Annotated in this window: 22 protein-coding genes, 1 tRNA gene and 1 pseudogene; 12 read left to right on the top strand and 12 right to left on the bottom strand. The window is 67.2% G+C overall.

What is annotated here, in order from left to right:
* Window positions 1-388 precede the first annotated feature (388 nt).
* Together E3O49_RS10730 and E3O49_RS10725 are read right to left on the bottom strand one after the other, a co-directional pair.
* A pseudogene (locus E3O49_RS10730) lies at window positions 389-1,951 on the bottom strand (carboxylesterase/lipase family protein).
* A gap of 46 nt (window positions 1,952-1,997) precedes the next feature.
* On the bottom strand, window positions 1,998-2,732 hold the full coding sequence (locus E3O49_RS10725; protein ID WP_134366973.1) for a flavodoxin family protein: 735 nt from the start codon (window positions 2,730-2,732) through the stop codon (window positions 1,998-2,000).
* A gap of 137 nt (window positions 2,733-2,869) precedes the next feature.
* On the opposite strand from E3O49_RS10725, the gene E3O49_RS10720 reads away from it, so the two are divergent.
* Window positions 2,870-2,942, top strand: a tRNA-Arg gene (locus E3O49_RS10720).
* A gap of 375 nt (window positions 2,943-3,317) precedes the next feature.
* Here E3O49_RS10720 and E3O49_RS10715 read toward each other — a convergent pair.
* The 4 genes from E3O49_RS10715 to upp form a co-directional block, all read right to left on the bottom strand.
* Window positions 3,318-3,509, bottom strand: a complete 192-nt coding sequence (locus tag E3O49_RS10715; RefSeq protein WP_134366975.1) for a DUF1918 domain-containing protein — start codon at window positions 3,507-3,509, stop codon at window positions 3,318-3,320.
* Between the two features lie 90 nt (window positions 3,510-3,599).
* Window positions 3,600-4,034 carry a MarR family winged helix-turn-helix transcriptional regulator gene (locus tag E3O49_RS10710; protein ID WP_241975924.1) on the bottom strand — a complete coding sequence of 145 codons (435 nt, stop codon included), beginning with the start codon at window positions 4,032-4,034 and terminating at the stop codon, window positions 3,600-3,602.
* Between the two features lie 306 nt (window positions 4,035-4,340).
* Window positions 4,341-5,045, bottom strand: a complete 705-nt coding sequence (locus tag E3O49_RS10705; RefSeq protein WP_134366977.1) for a winged helix-turn-helix domain-containing protein — start codon at window positions 5,043-5,045, stop codon at window positions 4,341-4,343.
* A gap of 515 nt (window positions 5,046-5,560) precedes the next feature.
* Window positions 5,561-6,193, bottom strand: coding sequence for a uracil phosphoribosyltransferase (gene upp, locus E3O49_RS10700; protein WP_134366979.1), 633 nt, complete (start codon window positions 6,191-6,193; stop codon window positions 5,561-5,563).
* A gap of 33 nt (window positions 6,194-6,226) precedes the next feature.
* Here upp and tadA point away from each other — a divergent pair, with 33 nt between their 5' ends.
* On the top strand, window positions 6,227-6,706 hold the full coding sequence (gene tadA / locus E3O49_RS10695; RefSeq protein WP_255572842.1) for a tRNA adenosine(34) deaminase TadA: 480 nt from the start codon (window positions 6,227-6,229) through the stop codon (window positions 6,704-6,706).
* On the opposite strand, the gene E3O49_RS10690 is transcribed toward tadA, so the two are convergent.
* Window positions 6,663-7,289, bottom strand: a complete 627-nt coding sequence (locus E3O49_RS10690; RefSeq protein WP_244285291.1) for a glutamine amidotransferase-related protein — start codon at window positions 7,287-7,289, stop codon at window positions 6,663-6,665. The two genes, tadA and E3O49_RS10690, sit on opposite strands and share 44 nt — an antisense overlap.
* 83 nt (window positions 7,290-7,372) lie before the next feature.
* Complete coding sequence (locus tag E3O49_RS10685; RefSeq protein WP_134366984.1) at window positions 7,373-8,335, bottom strand: cation diffusion facilitator family transporter; 963 nt, start codon at window positions 8,333-8,335, stop codon at window positions 7,373-7,375.
* Between the two features lie 74 nt (window positions 8,336-8,409).
* Between E3O49_RS10685 and proC the strand changes: the two genes are divergently transcribed.
* The gene (gene proC / locus E3O49_RS10680) at window positions 8,410-9,258 is read left to right on the top strand and encodes a pyrroline-5-carboxylate reductase (protein ID WP_134366986.1); all 849 of its coding nucleotides are present in this window, start codon (window positions 8,410-8,412) and stop codon (window positions 9,256-9,258) included.
* A 291-nt stretch (window positions 9,259-9,549) separates the two neighbouring features.
* Here the strand turns inward: proC and E3O49_RS10675 are convergent, their stop codons facing one another.
* Together E3O49_RS10675 and E3O49_RS10670 are read right to left on the bottom strand one after the other, a co-directional pair.
* Entirely contained in the window at window positions 9,550-10,221 is a 672-nt protein-coding gene (locus E3O49_RS10675) for a potassium channel family protein (RefSeq protein ID WP_134366988.1), read from the bottom strand.
* Window positions 10,214-11,656, bottom strand: a complete 1,443-nt coding sequence (locus E3O49_RS10670) for a TrkH family potassium uptake protein (RefSeq protein ID WP_241975923.1) — start codon at window positions 11,654-11,656, stop codon at window positions 10,214-10,216. The genes E3O49_RS10675 and E3O49_RS10670 overlap by 8 nt, the downstream gene beginning before the upstream one ends.
* 73 nt (window positions 11,657-11,729) lie before the next feature.
* Between E3O49_RS10670 and E3O49_RS10665 the strand changes: the two genes are divergently transcribed.
* The 3 genes from E3O49_RS10665 (at window position 11,730) to E3O49_RS10655 (ending at window position 12,677) form a co-directional block, all read left to right on the top strand.
* Window positions 11,730-12,176: an ArsR/SmtB family transcription factor gene (locus E3O49_RS10665; RefSeq protein WP_134366990.1), complete on the top strand. Its 447-nt coding sequence runs from the start codon at window positions 11,730-11,732 to the stop codon at window positions 12,174-12,176.
* 100 nt (window positions 12,177-12,276) lie between these two features.
* The gene (locus tag E3O49_RS10660; RefSeq protein WP_134366992.1) at window positions 12,277-12,471 is read left to right on the top strand and encodes a helix-turn-helix domain-containing protein; all 195 of its coding nucleotides are present in this window, start codon (window positions 12,277-12,279) and stop codon (window positions 12,469-12,471) included.
* A 107-nt stretch (window positions 12,472-12,578) separates the two neighbouring features.
* On the top strand, window positions 12,579-12,677 hold the full coding sequence (locus E3O49_RS10655) for a 30S ribosomal protein bS22 (RefSeq protein WP_003792170.1): 99 nt from the start codon (window positions 12,579-12,581) through the stop codon (window positions 12,675-12,677).
* Window positions 12,678-12,752: 75 nt separating this feature from the next.
* Here the strand turns inward: E3O49_RS10655 and E3O49_RS10650 are convergent, their stop codons facing one another.
* Window positions 12,753-13,475 carry an HAD family hydrolase gene (locus tag E3O49_RS10650; RefSeq protein ID WP_160141085.1) on the bottom strand — a complete coding sequence of 241 codons (723 nt, stop codon included), beginning with the start codon at window positions 13,473-13,475 and terminating at the stop codon, window positions 12,753-12,755.
* Window positions 13,476-13,528: 53 nt separating this feature from the next.
* Between E3O49_RS10650 and E3O49_RS10645 the strand changes: the two genes are divergently transcribed.
* Window positions 13,529-13,798 (top strand): glutaredoxin family protein, encoded by a 270-nt coding sequence (locus E3O49_RS10645; RefSeq protein WP_134366996.1) that lies wholly within the window; start codon window positions 13,529-13,531, stop codon window positions 13,796-13,798.
* Window positions 13,798-14,094, top strand: coding sequence for a Dabb family protein (locus E3O49_RS10640; protein WP_134366998.1), 297 nt, complete (start codon window positions 13,798-13,800; stop codon window positions 14,092-14,094). Before E3O49_RS10645 ends, E3O49_RS10640 begins: the two co-directional genes overlap by 1 nt.
* Before the next feature lie 12 nt (window positions 14,095-14,106).
* Here E3O49_RS10640 and aspS read toward each other — a convergent pair whose 3' ends face one another.
* Complete coding sequence (aspS, locus tag E3O49_RS10635; RefSeq protein ID WP_166789073.1) at window positions 14,107-15,435, bottom strand: aspartate--tRNA(Asn) ligase; 1,329 nt, start codon at window positions 15,433-15,435, stop codon at window positions 14,107-14,109.
* 63 nt (window positions 15,436-15,498) lie between these two features.
* On the opposite strand from aspS, the gene E3O49_RS10630 reads away from it, so the two are divergent.
* From E3O49_RS10630 to resB, 4 genes are read left to right on the top strand one after another with little or no spacing between them, the layout of a single operon-like run.
* Complete coding sequence (locus tag E3O49_RS10630) at window positions 15,499-16,143, top strand: histidine phosphatase family protein (RefSeq protein WP_134366999.1); 645 nt, start codon at window positions 15,499-15,501, stop codon at window positions 16,141-16,143.
* Window positions 16,140-16,736: a TlpA family protein disulfide reductase gene (locus E3O49_RS10625; RefSeq protein WP_134367001.1), complete on the top strand. Its 597-nt coding sequence runs from the start codon at window positions 16,140-16,142 to the stop codon at window positions 16,734-16,736. Before E3O49_RS10630 ends, E3O49_RS10625 begins: the two co-directional genes overlap by 4 nt.
* 2 nt (window positions 16,737-16,738) lie before the next feature.
* Window positions 16,739-17,500, top strand: coding sequence for a cytochrome c biogenesis CcdA family protein (locus E3O49_RS10620; protein ID WP_134367003.1), 762 nt, complete (start codon window positions 16,739-16,741; stop codon window positions 17,498-17,500).
* Window positions 17,484-19,148, top strand: a complete 1,665-nt coding sequence (resB, locus tag E3O49_RS10615) for a cytochrome c biogenesis protein ResB (RefSeq protein WP_134402812.1) — start codon at window positions 17,484-17,486, stop codon at window positions 19,146-19,148. The genes E3O49_RS10620 and resB overlap by 17 nt, the downstream gene beginning before the upstream one ends.
* The last annotated feature ends 44 nt before the right edge of the window (window positions 19,149-19,192 follow it).

Genomic DNA, 19,192 nt, shown 5'->3' with positions numbered 1-19,192 from the left:
ATCAGCTGCACAGGTGAATCTGCCGCCTCTGCCGGGGCGGCTGGTGACTGCGGTGCGGATGCTCCTGCCATGCCCCGATTTTAGCAAAAAGCGTACGTGTTGTCGAGACTATCTCAACTATTTACCAAAGTATTTCGCAGATAGTTACGAATGAGGCGGGTGTTACTCGTGGGGCTCCCCGGCCGGTGAGGCGCCGCAAAACCGGGCCCGAAACCCGGCCGAGCCGTGAGTTCGGACCCTCTTCAGGCACAAAATAGGGGCGGAACTCACGGCTCGGCGATGAACTGCGGGGCGCTTGAGGTGTCGGCGCATCCGGACCGTGACCCCTGACACGGGCCCGCCTGGAAAATCGGCAGGAACCCCGCCCAGAAGCCGGCAGGAAGCCCGCCTAGAAGTCGGGCAGGAAGGCCTGCCAGACGGCTCGCCGCTCGCCGCGAGGATCGGATTCGACCCGGTCCTCCTCGTCGATGATCAGGGTCAATCGGTTGGTCTCCGTGTAGGTCGGCCAGGTATCGTCCGGCCGCCCGGTGCAGGCGAAGCGCAGCCAGTGGGTGCGCATCCGTTCGCCCGCGCTGACGAAGCGCTCCCGCCCGCCCAGCAGGCTCATGGCCCGGGCAAAGGGGAAGTCGACCTGGTCGAACAGGGCGAGCAGCTCGATGCCGTGTGTCGCCCCGAGGCCGAGCAGGTGCATCAGCCGCGGCGCCAGGTCGAAGCGGTAGACGTACACCGGCGCCACCCGGGAATGCAGTTCGCCGAGCTGCATGCTCGGGTACCAGAAGACGAAGTCGCTCCCGAAGTCCGCTGCCGAGCGATTCTCGGGCAGGCTGGCGTAGACGGTCCGCATGGCGTGGTGCGAACTCACCGGGGCGTGGTCGAAGATCGCGGCGATGCGCATCGGCGAGCGGGGGAGCACATCCACCCTCCCTGTGAACACGGAGCCCTCCCGCTCGTTGGTGCCGATGATGAGCGGCACCCGATGGGCGTTCCCGTTGCGGAACGCATCGAGGGGGCGTTCGGGCAGGAAATCGCCGTCCACCACCGGAGCGAGGCAGAAGGTGCCCGGGTAGGCGTCCGGCGTGCGCGCCGAGACGACCAGCGCGACCCGGGTCAGGTCGCTCACACTGGCCATCGACAGGAGCTCGTTCGGAGTCAGGGCGGACGTGTCGGGCGGAGAGAGCGCGCGCAGCTCCGCCACGAACTCCGCCGCCCAGCCGGCGCTGAGCGCGTGCGAGAACGACGCGCTGATCGGCGTGCTCTGGGCGATGGCACGGGCGAACAGGCCGGAGGCCGACGGCATCGCCATCAGGGTGATCACCGCGTTGGCGCCCGCAGATTCCCCGAACACCGTCACGTTGTGGGGGTTGCCGCCGAATGCACGGATGTTGTCCCGCACCCACCGCAGCGCGGCCACCTGATCGCGCAGCCCCGGATTGCTCTCCAGCGGGCGCTCGGGGGTCGAGTACCGGGAGAAGTCGAGGTAACCGAGGGCGCCCAGCCGGTAGTTGAAGCTCACGTACACGACCCGCCCGCTGTGCACGAACCGTTCCCCGCGGCCGGTGAAGTCATGCGAGGATCCCACGCTTTAGCCGCCGCCGCGGATGAAGACCATCACCGGGCGTCCCAGCTGTTTGCGGGAGGGGGCCGCCGGGCGCAGCACATTGATGGTCAGGCAGTCCTCGCTGGCCGGCACTCCGGGCTTGGCGCCCTTGAACTGTCCCTTGTACACCTGGGGAGCGACGTAGCCGAAGGTGGAGGCATCCCGGACACCGTCCCAGGGAACCACCGGCTGGGGGGCACGGAACCGCAGGTCGCCCACCGGCGGAGCCGCGTACGGGATCCCGCGCCAGGCCAGGATCCCGTTCTCCTCCACCCCGCGCACGATCCCTCCCGTGACCCGAACGTCCAGTCGGCCGCGCGCTGTAGGTGGCTCATGGGTCAGCGTCGTGGTCATGGTGTCCTCGTTCCTGCGTCGGTCTCCTGCAACGGTGGCGCCGCCGCTAGCGGTACTCCGGGTTCGGCTGGAAGCCGAAACGCTCGCCTCGGTCCCATTCCCCGCGGAGGTTGCCGTAAGCGGGGATGCCGCCGTTGGCCTTCAGGATCGCGGCGAGGTGCATCAGGTTCCAGGTCATGAAGGTGGTGTTGCGGTTCGTGAACTCGTTTTCCGGTCCGCCCGAGCCGGGGTCGAGGTAGCTCGGCCCGGGTCCGATCTCGCCGATCCAGCCGGCATCCGCTCCCGGGGGGATCGTGTAGCCGATGTGCTGAAGGCTGTAGAGCACGTTCGACGCGCAGTGCTTCACGCCGTCCTCATTGCCGGTGATGATGACCCCGCCCACCTTGCCGTAGTAGACGTACTGGCCCTTGTCGTTGAACTCGCCCGACATCGCGTACAGCCGCTCGATGATCCGTTTGGTCACCGAGCCGTTGTCGCCGAGCCAGATCGGACCGCCGATCACGAGGATGTCGGAGGTGAGTACCTTGTCGAACAGGGCCGGCCAGGCATCCGTCGCCCAGCCGTGTTCGGTCATGTCCGGATACACGCCGGTGGCGATGTCGTGGTCGACGGCCCGGAGGGTCTCGACATAGACGCCCTGCTCGTGCATGAGGTTCGCGCTCAGGTTGATGATGCCCTGGGTGTGGCTGATTTCGGGGCTGCGTTTGAGGCTGCAATTGATGAACAGGGCCCGCAGGCCGGCGTATTCGAAGGATGCCTGGGTGTTGCGGGTCGGGGTCATGGCGCCAGTTTTGCACCGGCCAATGACCTCGGCTAGGGCCGCGCGGTCGCCCCGAACCCCGGTGCGGAACCTGAGCGGTCCGAATAGCTGATATGATTTCTGAGTTGTCTCCGAGCGCTTAGCTTGGTGGGCAGCCTGCGCTCGTAGCTCAACGGATAGAGCATCTGACTACGGATCAGAAGGTTGGGGGTTCGAATCCCTTCGGGCGCACAGACAGGCACGAACAGAAAAAGGAAACCCCCCGCATCTTCGGATGCGGGGGGTTTTTTCTGCGATGCACGTCGCGATGCACGTCGCGCTAGCGCGTCGCGACGACTTGCCGTACCAGACGGTCCGGCTCACGCCTGACGTTGGTGCGGTCGCAGCCGGAACACGCGAGCACGTAGACGGGGAGCGCGAGGCTCACGGCGTGGGCCGGGTTCGGCGTGAGGCGGGCGGCTGAGTGACAAAACGGGCACGTAATCCTCATGGCTGAGGCTCCTCTTCTACTGACTTACCCGCTACGGACCGTAACGCGTAATTCGAAGTTAACTCACGTCGCCGCCAGGCAGTAGCCCCTTGACCGGCAGGGGCAGCCTGTGCATGCTAGGCCGGTTCGGCGTGCTCGATCACGAAATCGGACCCGGGGAAGACCACGCTCTCGTGCCCCTCGCCGAACCGCACGAGGTAGGGCGGTTCGCCGTTCGGACCCCGAACCTCGACGATTTTCCCGTGGCGATCCGGTGTCTCCACCGTCTTTCCCCGAATGATGATCCGATCTCCCTGCGATGCGTGCATGGGAACCCACCTCCTGGGCGTTAGGTTACGCCGACCCTCCCGGCCTGCACAGGGCGCGGGCGTTCGGGCTGCGCTCGGGCCGCGTGCGGGTCAGGGCTCGCCGCGCAGCCGATCGCACAGAGTCGTGAGCTGCGTGAGCTCCTCCGTGCTGAGAGCGTCACCGATGCGGTCCGTGATAGTGCCCATGTGCTGCACCGCGACCCGGCGGAACAGCTCGTAGCCGACATCCGTCAACTCGATGATGGCCCCGCGGCCATCGGTGGGGTCGGTGAGCTTGGCCACGTACCCCCGCAACGCCAGCCGGTCCACCAGACGGCTCACGCTGGGCTGGGTGAGCAGAACGTGTCCGTTTAGATCGCGCAGGCGGATCCGACGGTTCGGCTCCCTCGACAGGTTGAACATGACGTCGTACTCGTTGAAGGAGATTTCCCGGGACGGAAAATCTGCGGCCAGGCTGCGCATGATGGCCACCTGGGCGCGGAACAGGGACTCCCATGCGGCTACGGCCACGGCTCGATCGCTCACCCGGCCTCCCAACCTTGTTTCAAGGATAGAGACTCCAGCGGTGACCCGCCGCTCGGGATGCGATCCGGGCGGAATCCAAGAAATAAAACCTGCCAAGGCTAGCGGTCCGTTACGCGTTCGTTATATATTCATTGAGCGTCAACCGTTTGCTGTGGCGGAAGGCGTGAAATGTGATTGCAGGACACTCTTGGTGCAAGGGAAAAGGGCCGGCCGTAGCCTCTACGACCGGCCCTTTGTCATGACCGGACGCCGGAACCTGGTCCCTTCGCCCGGTGCGGACTTGCGCTCGCGCTCGCGCCCGCGGCGTCAGAAGACGTCGGGGCTGGGCGTGCTCGACTGGCGGATCGAGACGTCCGCGTGCCGGTCGAAGCGGTACCCCACGCCGCGCACGGTGCGAACGATGTCTTCGTAGCGGCCGAGCTTGGCGCGCAGGCGGCGCACGTGCACGTCGATCGTGCGCTCGTTCGGGGCATCCTCCTCGTCGGCGGCGTTCCACAGCTTCGAAATGAGTTCGGAGCGTTCGATCGTGCGGCCCTCCCGCAGCACGAGGTACTGCAGCAGTTCGAATTCCTTGTAGGTGAGGCCAGCCGTCTCGTTGTCGAGGATGACCCGCTTGCGGGAGATGTCGACCACGACTCCGCTGGGTGCGCGGTCGGGATCCTCCGTCTCGGTGCGGTGCTTGGCCAGCGCGGCCGGGTCCTGCAGGGCGAGGCGCACGACATCGACGTCGCGGCCGCCCGCACCGGTCGGGGCCAGGGCGACAGCCGCGTGGGTTTCGGACGCCGGGGCGATGCTGTTGGTCAGGGCCTTGAGGGCCTCGACGATGCGGCCGAGGCTCGTACCGGCCGCGGCCGCCTTGGCCTCGTCGATGCCGACGTAGAGAACAAAGCCCCGGGCCTGGGTGCCGTCGGGCACGGCACGGATGCGGGGCGCGGCGGGTGCCGGGGCGGCCTGGAGTTCCAGGCGGGCGGCCTGGGCTGAGCGGGCGGTGTCAATGTGTGCAAGCGACATGGGAGTGATCCTTGGCTGGGGTGGTGCAGGGAACCGGACGCGTTTCCGCGATGCCTGGGTTCGAAAAAGTGAGGCCGATCACGGCCGGGGCGGAGTCGGGGACTCCGTGGAGTTCAACCGGCCGGCCGCGAATTGTCAGCGGGGCGGGAACTGGGCGAGAGGGTCGCTGTCAGCGGGACATTCGGCAACACGCCGCGCAGCTGCCGGGCATCATCATGCCGGCAGTCCCGGGGGCCTCGAAGGAGGTTTGGGGGCGTGCGCTCGTTGTCATAGTTGCGAGTAAAGCCCACTGTTACGGCGTGTGTCAATTCCGTGACGACGGATGACGCGGTGTGACGCGCATCACGTTCGCCAACCCGGCGGCGGGTCGGAGGATCCGCCGTCGATCAGGAACGGGTGAAAGATTCCGTGACGAAATGCAATTTCATCAAAGATTCATGAACGGAGCGGGCTGCGGTGTGTTGCGGATCGAAGGAACTGCAACACACCGCAGTCGGTGGGGATGAGAAAAGGAACTAGACCAGGCCGTAGAGGCGGTCTCCGGCGTCGCCGAGGCCAGGCACGATGTAGCCGTGCTCGTCGAGACGGTCGTCGACGGCGCCGAGGACGATGGTCACCTCGCGGCCAGCGAGGGCCTTCTCCACGGCGGCGAGGCCCTCGGGCGCAGCCAGGATGCAGATGGCCGTCACATCGACGGCCCCGCGGTCGAAGAGGAACTGGATGGCCGCGATCAGCGAGCCGCCCGTTGCCAGCATCGGGTCGAGCACGAAGCACTGGCGGTCCGACAGGTCGTCCGGCAGACGCTCGGCATACGTGTTGGGTTCGAGGGTCTCCTCATTGCGCGCCATGCCGAGAAAACCCACCTCGGCGGTCGGCAGCAGCTTCACCATGCCCTCGAGCATGCCCAGGCCGGCGCGGAGGATCGGTACGACCAGCGGCTTGGGGTCACTGATCTGCACCCCGCGGGCCTCGGACACCGGGGTCTGCACGGTGACTTCTTCGACCCGCACGCCTCGGGTCCCCTCATAGGCGAGGAGGGTCATCAGTTCTTCGACGAGGGACCGGAAGAGCGGCGACGGAGTGCGCTTGTCCCGGAGAACCGTGAGTTTGTGGGTGATCAGGGGGTGGTCGGCTACGTGGACTCGCATAGGCTCAATCTACTAGTCGGGGGAGGGAATCGGATGGGCGAGCAGGGTCAGAGGCACAGCGAATGGATGCAGCTTGCCCTCGCCGAGGCCCGGACCGCCCTCGACACGGGCGATGTTCCCGTGGGCGCGGTGGTGCTGGACGCGGCCGGACAGGTGATCGGCCGCGGGCGGAATGAGCGGGAGCTGCTGCAGGACCCGACCGGCCACGCCGAGATGGTGGCCATCCGGCAGGCGGCCGCGACGCTGGGGGACTGGCATCTGACCGACTGCACCCTCGTGGTGACCCTCGAGCCCTGCGTCATGTGCGCGGGCGCGATCCTGGCCGCGCGGGTGCCCGTGGTCGTCTTCGGCGCCTGGGATGAGAAGGCCGGCGCCTCAGGGTCGGTGTACGACGTGCTGCGCGATCGCCGGCTCAATCATCGGGCCGAGGTGTTCGCCGAGGTCGAGGCGGCCGAGTGCGGCTCTCTGCTCAGGGACTTCTTTGCGGATCCAGCCCGCCGAGCCATTCGCTGAACATGGCGCGGGAAGCCCGCTGCATGCCGCTCGAGTAGCGTTCGCGGTCGCGGCGCAGTGCCGCCGGGTCGAAGCCTTCGGCGGCCACCTCGGCCTCTGAGGCGATCAGCCAGACCTCGTGCATCTCGTCGGTGACCTCCGGGTGGAACTGAACGGCCAGCGCCCAGTTTCCGATCGCGAAGGCCTCGTTGCCGTACTGGGGTGACCCGGCCAGCCGGGTCACAGTGTCGGGGAGGTCGAAGGTGTCGCTGTGCCACTGGAAGACGGGCACACCGGCGACATGTCGCACGGGGGAGTCCGCGCCGGCCGTCGTCGGTTCCACCGCGCGGTAGCCGATCTCGTTCGTCGGCCCGCGGTAGACCCGGGAACCGAGGGCGTTCGCCATCAGTTGCGCCCCCAGGCAGACGCCGAAGACGGGCCGTGCGGCGGTGAGGCGCTGCCGGAGCAGTTCGACCTCATCGTGCAGGGCGGGGAACCGGTCGGCCTCGTAGACGCCCATCTCTCCGCCCAGCACGACCAGCAGGTCGGCGGCCTCGGGGTCGATGGCCCGAACATCCTCGGTCAGAGTGTCGACGTACCGCACCGTGTAGCCCTATTCGAGCAGCACCGGTTCGAGATTTCCCAGGTGGATCGTGGCGTCGTGTCGCAGGACGACCGCGGTGCGGGTCATTCACTCCCCTTGATGACGATGGTGTCGGTGGGGGGCGCCGGGCGGTTCGGGTCCACGAAGATGTCCGGCTCGAGGTAGATGACCCGGGCTGCGGGCACGGCCTCGCGGATGCGGTTTTCGACGTTGTCGATGCCGGCCGCGACGTCGGAGAAACGGGTCTCGGCGTCGAAGGCGACCTTGGCGGCCACGAGCAGTTCGTCCGGACCGAGGTAGAGGGTCTTGAGGTGGATGATCTTCCACGTCTCCGGGCCGGCGAGGATGGCGCGTTCGATGGCCGCGGCATCCTTCGCCCCTGCGCCCTCGCCGACGAGCAGGCTCTTGGTCTCGATGCCGAGGACGATGGCGACCAGCACGAGGAGCAGGCCGATGAGTAGGGTGCCGACGGCGTCCCAGATGGGGTTGCCGGTGATGATGGTCAGGCCGACGCCGAGGAAGGCGAAGACCAGGCCGGCGAGGGCGGCGATGTCTTCGAGCAGCACCACGGGCAGCTCGGGCGCCTTCGCGTGCCGCACGAACTGCACCCAGGACTGGTTGCCGCGCACGTGGTTCGACTCCTTGATGGCGGTGCGCAGGGAGAAGGATTCGAGCCCCATGGCCACCAGGAGCACCACGATCGGCAGCCAGGGCACCTCGAGCGGGTGCGGGTGCTGCAGTTTCTGCGCGCCCTCGTAGAGCGAGAAGACGCCGCCGATCGAGAAGAGGATGATCGACACCACGAACGCGTAGACGTAACGCTCACGGCCGTAGCCGAACGGATGCTCCTTGTCGGCCTCCTGGCGTGACTTGCGCCCGCCCACCAGCAGCAGCACCTGGTTGCCGGAGTCGGCGAGGGAGTGCACCGCCTCGGCGAGCATCGAGGAGGAGCCCGAGAAGGCCCAGGCCACGAACTTCGTGATCGCGATCCCGAGATTGGCTGCGAGGGCAGCCACGATTGCCTTGTTTCCGCCCGATGCACTCATGCAGCCAATCCTAGAACGCCCGTCGCTTGTGGTCCTCACGCGGTCGGCACAGGGCGCGAAACTAGACTCCCGGTATGACTGCGACTGTTCCGACCACTCTTCCCACCATCACGTTCCTCGGTGCCGGCTCCATGGCCCGGGCCGTCCTGACCGGGCTGCTGAAGCCGGAGGTGACCGTGACCGGGGGCATCCGGGCCACCAACCGCAGCACGGCCAAGGCCGAGGAACTGGCCGGGATCGACGGCGTCACGGCCTGGGCCACGGATGTCGACCCGGAGGCGAACCTCAAGGCCATCGCCGGCGCGCGCATCGTGATCGTCGCCGTGAAGCCCCCGATGGTCCCCGACCTGCTGGCCGAGATCGCCGACAGCCTCGAGCCCGGCACGCTGGTCGTCAGCGTGGCCGCCGGCGTCACCATCGCCACGTTCGAGGGTCTGCTGCCCGAATCGGTGTCGGTCATCCGCTCGATGCCGAACACGCCGGCCCTGGTCGGAAAGGCCGTCACCGGGTTGAGCGCGGGAACGCGGTCCACCCCCACCGACCTGGAGCTGGCCCGGACCCTGTTCGGCACCGTCGGCGACGTGCTGGTCGTGCCGGAGGAGAAGCTCGACGCCCTCAGCACCATTTCCGGCTCCGGCCCCGCCTACGTGTTCTACCTGATCGAGCAGCTCACCGCGACGGCCGTCGCCAAGGGTTTCACCCCCGAGGAGGCCGCGGTCATGGTGAACGGCACGTTCCACGGCGCGACCAGCCTGCTCGCCGCATCCGCTCTGTCGCCGACCGAGTTGCGCCGACAGGTGACGAGCCCGAGCGGAACGACCGAGCGCGCCGTCTGGGAACTCGAAAAGGGCGGCCTCAAGGAACTCTTCGACCGCGCGACGGATGCCGCCCTCGCCCGCGCGCGCGAGCTCGCCGGCCACTAGCTGAACCAATTCGACGGAGATATTGCTCTAAGAAATAGGTTTCGGGCGATTCGGAGCCGAAACGGGCAGAATCTCCGTCGAATTCGCTCGGGCAGGTGCTGTTCACCCGGCGACGGCCAGGCGCGCGCCCCCGGCAACACTCCGCCCGGCGTTGAACCAATTCGACGGAGATACTGCTGTAAAAAAGCGGTTTCGGGCTGTTTGGGCGCGATTTCGGAAAAATCTCCGTCGAATTCGCTCGGGGACGGGGACGGGGCCGGGGACGGAGACGGCCGCGGACGGCGGGTGAGGCTAGGAGTCGAGGGCCGCGAACCGCTCGATGTCGGACTCGGTGCCGGAGACGATGATGAGGTCCTGGTCGGTGACGACCGTCTTCTCCGTGGCGTAGGTGAACGGCCGGCCGGGGCTCTTCACGCCGACGACGGTGACGTTGTACTTCTGGCGCAGGCCGGATTCGGTCAGGTTGAGCCCCCGGATCGGCTTGGGCGGGATCATCTTGACCAGGGCGAAGTCGTCGTCGAACTCGATGAAGTCGAGCATCCGGCCCGAGACCAGGTGGGCGAGGCGCTCGCCGGCCTCCGCCTCGGGGAAGACGACGTGGTTGGCGCCGATCCGCTCGAGAATGGTGCCGTGCGACTTGGAGATCGCCTTCGCCCAGATCTGCGGGATGCCGAGGTCGACCAGATTGGCGACGATCAGCACGCTGGCCTCCACCGACGAGCCCACCGCGCAGACGGCGATGGAGAAGTCCTGGGCCCCGATCTGCCGGAGCGCCTCGAGGGAGGTGGCGTCGGCCTGCACCGCGTGGGTGACCCGCTCCGACCACTTCTGCACGAGCGCCGCGCTGTCGTCGACGGCCAGGACCTCGCGACCGAGGCGGTCGAGCTGGCCGGCGGTGGCCGCCCCGAACCGGCCGAGGCCGACGACGAGCACGGGGGCGTCATGCCTGATCCGGTCAGCCAACGATGGGTCTCTCTTCCGGGCGGGTGAACAGCTGCCTGCTCTGGCTCGCGGCGAGTGCCGCCGCGAGAGTCACTGTACCAATCCTGCCCATGAACATCGTCGCCGCGAGCACGTACACCCCGGCGGGCGGCAGTTCCGCGGTTAACCCCGTCGAGAGGCCGCAGGTGGCGAAGGCCGAGATCACGTCGAAGAGCACGTAGTCGAACGGCGCCTTCGAAATCTGCAGGATGACGATGCTCGCCACCGCCACGGTCGTGGCGCCCCAGAGCACCACGCTCACCGCCAGCCGGAGGATGTCGCTGGGGATGCGGCGGCCGAAGGCCTCCATCTCGGTGCGGCCGCTGGCCTCGGCCATGGCCGCCAGAAATAGGATCGCCAGTGTGGTCACCTTGATGCCGCCGGCGGTGGACGCCGAGCCGCCGCCGATGAACATCAGCATGTCCGTGGCGAGCAGGCTGGACCCCTTCAGATCGCTCACGGTGATCGTGGCGAAGCCCCCCGACCGGCTCATGACCGACATGAAGAGCGATTGGAAGATCGTGTCGCCCACGCCCAGCGACCCGAATGTCTTCGGGTTGTCGAATTCGAGGGCGATGTAGACGGCCACACCCGCCAGCATCAGCACCACGGTCGTGAACAGCGTCAGCTTGACGTGCACCGACCAGCGCCGCGGGCGCCGCCAGCCCCGCGAGACGGCGTAGATGACCGGGAAGCCGAGGCTGCCCAGAAACACCCCCAGCATCAGGGCGCTGAGAAACCAATAGTCGTCGGCGAACGGGGCAAGGGCACCCACGTTGGGGTTGAAACCGGTGTTCGTGAAGGCCATGGCCGAGTAGTAGACGCTCTGCCAGGCCGCCTCTCCGACGGATGCCCCGCTCGCCAGGATCCGCGGGAAGAGCAGCGCGGTGACGACCGACTCGATCGCGAAGGCGCTGATGGCAACCGTCACCAGCAGGTTGCCCACCTCGCCCAGTCGTACCGTCTGCCCCTCGTTGACCGGGCCGGCGTGGATCCGGGACGGGTTCGTGTCGCTGGCGGCCATCAGCTTGGCGCGGAGGCCGAGGCGCCGGGAGATGACCATTCCCATCAGGGAGGCCAGGGTCAGCACTCCGACTCCGCCGATGTTCACGCCCACGACGATCAGGATGTTGCCGAACGCCGACCAGTGCGTGGCCATGTCCACCGTGGACAGGCCGGTGACGCAAATCACGGACACCGCCGTGAACAGGGCGTCATGGAGCGGGGTCAGCGTGCGCGCCGCCGACGCGATCGGCAGGGAGAACAACAGGGTGAAGAGCAGGATCAGCGAGGTGAAAACGAGAATGGCGAACCGCGACGGCGACCGGCGGGCCAGGCCGTCGACGGAGTCCCGTGCGCGGAGGTACCAGCGGGTGCGGCGATGGGCGAACGCGGCGCCGGCCATCATCGTCTGCATTGAAAACCTCCTCCGGGCCCTCGACCCGGCAATCGCCATGGTATCCCCCACCGGGAATGAGTAGCCTTGGGGCATGGCAGACATCTTCGGCGTGGTGGCGGATTCGACCCGACGCGAAATACTACGCATTCTCCTCGAGCGATACAACCAGTCGACCGCGGCCGGTGGCGAGCTCAGCGTGTCTGACATCGTCGACAAACTCGGCCTCAGCCAGCCGACCATCTCCAAGCACCTGAAGGTGCTCCGCGAGGCCGGGCTCGTGGGCGTGCGGGAATCCGGCCAGCACCGCTACTACCACCTCGATTACGCGCCGCTCGAGGAGATCGAGGACTGGCTCATCCCCTTCCTCAGTGTGGACTTCGACGCGACGGCCGACGAGGCCGCGGCGGAGAGCGAGGGGCTGAAGGTCGAGCAGCGCGCGTTCGCCATCGCCATCGGCAAGGCATTCGCCGACACGTCATTCCAGATGGCGCATGCGGTCAAGGACGCCAAGCCGCGGAAGTGGCGCAAGAACGACTAGACGGTCTTGACGAGTGCATCTATAGTGACGTTCTAACACACGGGCACCGCCTGTACCAGACCCGTGAACGAGAGTGCGATCGGGTTCGGGAGGGCGCGTCATGTCGTCAGATCTATCGGATATTCGCTTCCTCACGGTGGCCGAAGTCGCGGCTATGATGCGGGTCTCGAAGATGACCGTGTACCGGCTCGTGCACTCGGGCGAACTGCCCGCCATCCGTTTCGGCCGCTCGTTTCGGGTGCCGCAATCCGCCGTCACCGCGGCCATCGAGCGTCCCATCGCGGACACCGCGTGAGCCGGATTGTGCACACCGGGTCAGCGGCCCTTCTTTTTCCGGTAGGCTGATACTTACCGTGTCTGTCGCGAATCCCGCGGCTAAACCAATTCTTTTGTGAGGTCCGTGTGGGTTCTGTAATCAAGAAGCGACGCAAGCGTATGGCGAAGAAGAAGCACCGCAAGCTGCTTCGTAAGACTCGTCACCAGCGTCGCAACAAGAAGTAGTCCGTTCTGAACCGGTGACGGTTCTAGTTCGCAAGCTTCCAACCGTGTAACGGCGTGAGCGCTAGGTCCTTGGACCTAGCGCTTTTTGCTTGCGCGGGCGGCCGCCGCGATGCTGCCCCGTTTCATGCGCATCACCGGCCAGTGGCGCGCCACGGCATACCGGTGGAGGCGGGCATCCGGGTTCACGACGACGGGATTGCCGACCAGGTTCAGCAACGGAATGTCGTTGCGTGAATCCGAGTACGCCCAGCAGTGCGACAGGTCCGCCCCGCTGGCCACCGCCCGGGTGCCCGCCGCGCGGGCTTTCCGGTCTCCGTGACAGACCCCGTCGGCGAGTCGCCCGGTGTAGACGCCCTCCACGGCCTCCAGCACGGTACCGACCGCCCCGGTGAGCCCCAGCCGTTCGGCGATGACGTCCGCCACCTCCTGGGCGGTCGCGGAGACCAGCCAGACCTCACGACCGGCCGCCAGGTGCGCCCGGGCGACGGCGACCGTCTCCGGCCACAGCCGGCGGAGCAGGCGGGCGTCGAAGATCTCGCGGCTCAGCACGGTGATCTCGGCGCGGGTGTGGCCTACGACGACCTCCAGCGCGCGCTCACGCACGGTCGCGAGGTGCACCCCGTTCTCGCCGACCGCGATGAACCGGGCCTGCTTCCAGACGAATGACAGAATCTCCCGGCCGCTGATCATGCGCCGCCGCCACGCGCCGATGCCGAGGTGGTACAGGCTGGCACCGCGCATCAGGGTGTTATCGACGTCGAAGAACGCGATGGCACGGGTGGCGGTGGCTTCAGACAAGTGCGCTGAGTCTAGTTGCGCGGGCGCCCGCGGGGCCAGCATAGGCTGGAGTCATGGCTACCGCACTCCTCACCCTGATCGGCAAGCCCGGCTGTCACCTCTGCGACGACGCACGTGACCTGGTCGGCAGCGTTGTGACCAAGCTGGCGGAGGACCCGTCCGCCCCGAAGATCGTGCTGGAGGAGAAATCGATCCTTGACGACGCCGAGCTGCACGCCCTCTACGTCGAAGACATTCCCGTTCTGTTACTCAACGGCAAGGTGCATAACTACTGGCGCATCGATCCGCTCCGGCTGCGCACGGCGCTGCTCGCGGTGACCTGATGATCCGCCACATCGTCTCCTGGCAGCTGGCCGAGACAGAGCCGGCCGCGAAGGCCCGGGTCGCGGCCGAGATCGCGTCGAGGCTCACCGCACTGGTGGGCGTCGTCGACGAGATCCGTTCGCTGCGGGTCGACGCGGATGTCGCGGGCGGCACCAACTGGGACGTGGTCCTGGTGGCCGACTTCGACGACTTGGCTGCCGTCGGCCGGTACCAGGTCCACCCCGCGCACCAGGCCGCGGGAACCTACATCCGGTCGGTCGTCACCGCCCGGATGGCCGTCGACATCCTGCTGTAACCGGGTCCGGGGTTAGGGCTCGAGGCGGGTCGGGCCGCGGAAGAGGTAGGTGACCTCACGGATGCTGGCCTGGTGCAGCATCAGCATGAGTACGCGGGCCAGGCCCATGCCGAACCCGCCGTGCGACGGAACCCCGTAGCGGAAGAAGTCGAGGTAGCCCTCGATCTCCTCGGGGTCGACGCCCTTCTCCTTCGCCTGCTCCACCAGGATGTCGATGCGGTGCTCGCGCTGCGCGCCGGTCGAGATCTCGGTGCCGTTGAAGATCAGGTCGTAGCTTTTCGTGATGCTCGCGTCGCCCTCGTGGCGCATGTGGTAGAACGGCCGGATGCTCGAGGCGTAGTCGGTGAGGAAGACGAATTCGTGGCCGAAGGTCTCGAGCACGTAGGCGGCGATCTGGCGTTCGCCCTCGGGGTCCATGTCGTCGTCGTCGCGGGGGACCTCATAGCCGCGGGTCTTGACGATCTCCTTGGCCTCGGCCAGCGGGATGCGCGGGAAGGGCGTGCTGGGAACGGTGACCTCGACCCCGAACAGGGCCAGGACCTCGTCGCCGTGCTTCTCCTTGACGGCCGTGAAACCGGCGACGAGCAGCTCCTCGTGCAGCTTCATCACGTCTTCGTGGCTGTCGATCCAGCTGATCTCCGAGTCGATGCTGGTGAACTCGGTGGAGTGGCGGCTGGTGAACGACGGGTCGGCACGGAATGCCGGCCCGACCTCGAAGATCTTGCCGAAGCCGGCGGACTGGGCCATCTGCTTGAAGAACTGGGGGCTCTGCGCGAGGTAGGCCTTGGTGTCGAAGTACTCGACCTCGAACAGCTCGGCGCGGGATTCGCTCGCGCTGGCCATCAGCTTCGGGGTGTGCAGTTCGATGAAGTCGTTGTCGATCCAGTACGTGCGCAGCGCGTGCTCGAACGTGGTCTGGAGACGGAAGATCAGGTTCTGCTTCGGCTGGCGCAGGTCCAAGAAACGCCAGTCCAGGCGCTTGTCGAGGCTGGAATCGGCCGCGATCGGCGTCTCGGGGATGGCCACGGTGACGACTAAGAGGGTCGCGAGCTTGATCTCGATGCCGCCGAGCTTGACCCGCTCGTCGTGCTTGAGTTCACCGGTGACGGTGACGAAGCTGCCCTGCGAGAGGGTCGAGATGGTGGTGGCCGGTTCGTCGGCGACGACGGCGCCATCGGCATCCGTCGTGCGCGGGTTCACCAGCTGCACCGCGCCGGATTCGTCGCGCAGCACAACGAACTGCACCTTCTTCTGGTCTCTGACGGTATCGACCCATCCGGACACCGTCACGGTTCCGTTGTCGAGGGCGGCCAGGTTCTTGATCAATATGCGCTCAGTCACCGGTCAAGTTTAGCCGCACGGCTCTCGGCGTATTCGCGGGTACCCTCTCCGTAGACTGGGGATGTGGTAGCCAATCAGGTACATCTCGTGCGGCACGGCGAGGTTTTCAACCTCGAACGTGTGCTCTACGGACGCCTGCCCGGCTACCGTCTGTCCGACCTGGGTGCGCAGATGGCCGAGGCCGCTGCCGCCGATCTGGTCGAACGCGGCCGCCCCGTCGCCCGCATCGTCTCCTCCCCGCTGCAGCGGACGCGCGAATCCGCCGCCCCGATCGCGGCGGCCTTCGGGCTTTCGATCGACATCGACGAGCGCATCATCGAGCCGGCCAACGTCTTCGAGGGCAAACGGATGCGGGGCCCGGACGGCGCCCTGCGTGACGCCCGCAACTGGCCGGCCCTGCGTAATCCGCTGCGCCCCAGCTGGGGCGAGCCGTTCGAATCGATCGTGCAGCGCATGCTCGCCGCGATCGAGGATGCCCGCAGGTCGGTCGATGAGGGGGACGTCGTACTCGTGAGCCACCAACTGCCGATCTGGATGGTGCACCGGGCGCTCGCCCGCGAGCGGCTGGCGCACGACCCGCGCAAGCGACGCTGCGACCTGTCCAGCATCACCACCCTGTCCTGGCCGGGCGACCGGCTGGTCGAGGCCGGCTACACCAATCCCGCCCTGGCCCTGCAGTCCGGCGCCACCGACGTGGGGGCCGTATGACCCGCCGGCCCCGCACGCTCCTGATCGGCCTGGTGGCAGGTGCCCTGCTGCTGACCGGCTGCGCGAGCGACCCCCTGGCCGAGCAATACCGCGAGGGCAGCAGCAAGGGCTTCATCGCGGGCGACGGCAGCTGGACCGAGATCCCGGTCGCGGACCGCGGCAACGCGGTGACGTGGAGCGGCGCGGATGAGACCGGCGCGGCGGTGACCAGCGAGGACTACGCGGGCAAGGTCGTCGTCGTCAACTTCTGGTACGCCAGCTGCGCGCCATGCCGCGCCGAGGCCCCGGCCCTGCAGAAGCTGAACGCGGAATTCGCCGGCACGGATGCCCTCTGGCTCGGCGTGAACGTGCGCGACCAGGCCGCGAACGCGATCGCGTTCAACGAGAGCTTCGGCATCACCTACCCGTCGGTGATGGACGTGGACAACGGCAGCATGCAGCTGGCCTTCAGCGGCAGCATCCCGCCCAACGCGGTGCCGACCACGCTGGTGCTCGACCGGTCCGGCCGGGTGGCCGCCCGGATCCTCGGCTCCCTCACCTCGCCGTCCATCCTGGAGACCCTCGTGCGCGACACTATCGCCGAGGAATCGTAGGCGTGGACAACCCCTTCGGCGAGATCGTCTTCAGCGGGCAGCTCCTGGTGGCCATTCCGGTCGCCGTTCTGGCCGGCCTCGTGTCATTCGCCTCGCCGTGCATCCTCCCGCTCGTGCCGGGCTACCTGGCCTACATCGGCGGCTTCACCGACGGCCGCTCGACCGCCGTGCGCGGGGATCGGCGGGGCCAGACCCGGCTGCTCACCGGCGTCGCCCTGTTCATCCTCGGCTTCACCCTCGTCTTCGTCCTCACCGGTGTCGTCTTCGGCGTGGCCGGCTTCTGGCTCAACCAGTACCGCGACCTGGTCACCCGCCTCGCCGGGGTGGTGGTGATCCTGCTCGGCCTCGTGTTCGTCGGGCAGTTCGGCTTCGCGCAGCGCATCGTCAAGACCTCCTGGAAGCCGAAAATGGGACTCGCCGGCGCCCCCGTGCTCGGAGCCGTTTTCGCCGTCGGCTGGACGCCCTGCACCGGGCCGACCCTGACGGCCATCAACTCGCTCAGCCTGACCACGGGTTCGCCGTGGCAGGGTGGTCTGCTGGCCCTTTTCTACGCGCTCGGGCTCGGCATCCCGTTTCTGTTGATCGCGCTCGGCCTAAGCTGGGCGACCGGAGCCGTTTCGTTTCTGAAACGGCACATCCGGGCGATCAATCTTCTGGGGGGCCTGCTCCTCGTCGTCATCGGTGTGCTCATGGTGAGCGGGCTCTGGAATGTCTGGCTCCTCGACCTGCAAGGAACGATCGGAAGTTATGTCCCGGCCCTCTGACCACTACGACTCGCCGGCCCTCGCGGCGGTCAGCCAGCCGCGCCTCGGCTTCACCGGCTGGCTGCGCTGGTTCTGGCGCCAGCTGACGAACATGCGCACCGCCCTGTTCCTCCTGCTCCTGCTCGCGATCGCCGCGGTGCCGGGTTCGCTTGTTCCCCAGCGCAGCTCCGACCCGAACGGGGTCACCCAGTACTTCGCCGACAACCCGGACCTCGCCCCCGTGCTCGACAAGGTGCAGGCGTTCGACGTCTACTCGTCGGCCTGGTTCTCGGCCATCTACCTGCTCCTGTTCATCTCCCTGATCGGTTGCGTCATCCCGCGCACCAAGCACCACTTCCAGGCGCTGCGGGCGAAGCCGCCGACCACCCCGGCCCGGCTGTCCCGGCTGGCCGGCTTCACGGAGCGCACCATTCCGGCCGGCCAGAGCGCGTCCCTCGCGGTCGATTCGGCGAAGCGGATGCTGAAATCCGGCGGCTACCGGGTGGCCCTGTTCGAGCGCGGCCGGGAATTCTCGGTCTCGGCCGAGCGCGGCTACCTGCGCGAGACCGGCAACCTGGTCTTCCACTTCGCCCTGGTCGGCATCCTGATCACGGTCGGCTTCGGCAGCGGCTTCGGATTCAGCGGCCAGCGGGTGCTCGTCGAGGGACAGACCTTCGTGAATACCCTGCTCGCCTACGACTCGTTCAACCCGGGCCGGTTCTTCAACGACGAGAGCCTCAAGCCCTACAAGCTGACCCTCGACGACTTCAAGGTGAAGTACGAGACGAAGAACCTCAAGGCCTACGGCCAGCCGCTCGACTTCACCGCAGACGTCACCGTCACCCATCGCGGTGAGGCGCCCGAAAAAAGCCAGGTGAAGGTCAACGCCCCGGCGCGCACGGGCGGCACCGACGTGTACCTGCTCGGCAACGGCTACGCGCCCAAGATCACCGTGAAAGACCCGAACGGGGTGGTCGTCTTCACCGATGCCGTGCCCTTCCTGCCTCAGGATGCCAACCTCACCTCCCTGGGCGTGGTCAAGGTTCCCGACGGCCTGGCCGAGCAGCTCGGCCTGATCGGTTTCTTCTACCCGACCCAGGCGACCATGGACTCCGGGGCGTTCTTCTCCTCGTACCCCGACCTCGAGTACCCGCTGCTCACCCTGAACATCTACTCCGGCGACCTCGGCCTCGACAAGGGCGTGCCGACATCCGTCTACGCGCTCGACACCGACAAGATGACCCAGCTCACGGGCGGCAAGACCGGCACGAAATCGATCGAGCTGAAGCCGGGGGAGACCCAGCAGCTGCCGAACGGGCTCGGCTCGGTCACGTTCGACGACGCCAACCCCGGCGCGAAAGCCGGCGACTTCTCGGGCTCGGTGCTGCGGTTCGCGTCGTTCGACATCCACCACGACCCCACCCAGCTGTGGGTGCTGACCTTCGCCGTTCTCGCCCTGCTCGGCCTGCTGACCTCGCTGTTCGTGCCCCGTCGACGGGTCTGGGTCAAGGCGATCGAAGAGGCCGACGGGTCGGTGCGGCTCGAGTACGCCGGGCTGGCCCGCGGTGAGGACCCCGCCCTCGAATCCGCGGTCGCCGAACTGGCCGACCGGCACACTGACCTGCTGCTTTCCACCGAAACGGCCGCCACGGCATCCGACAAGACTTAGGCTGACACAGTGAATCTCAACGAGCTCTCGATCCTGAGCCTCTA

The sequence above is a fragment of the Cryobacterium shii genome (genome assembly GCF_004402595.1).
Taxonomy (GTDB): Bacteria; Actinomycetota; Actinomycetes; order Actinomycetales; family Microbacteriaceae; genus Cryobacterium; species Cryobacterium shii.
The sequence above is the reverse complement of the archived record's forward strand: the minus strand, read 5'-3'. Positions and strand labels throughout refer to the sequence as shown.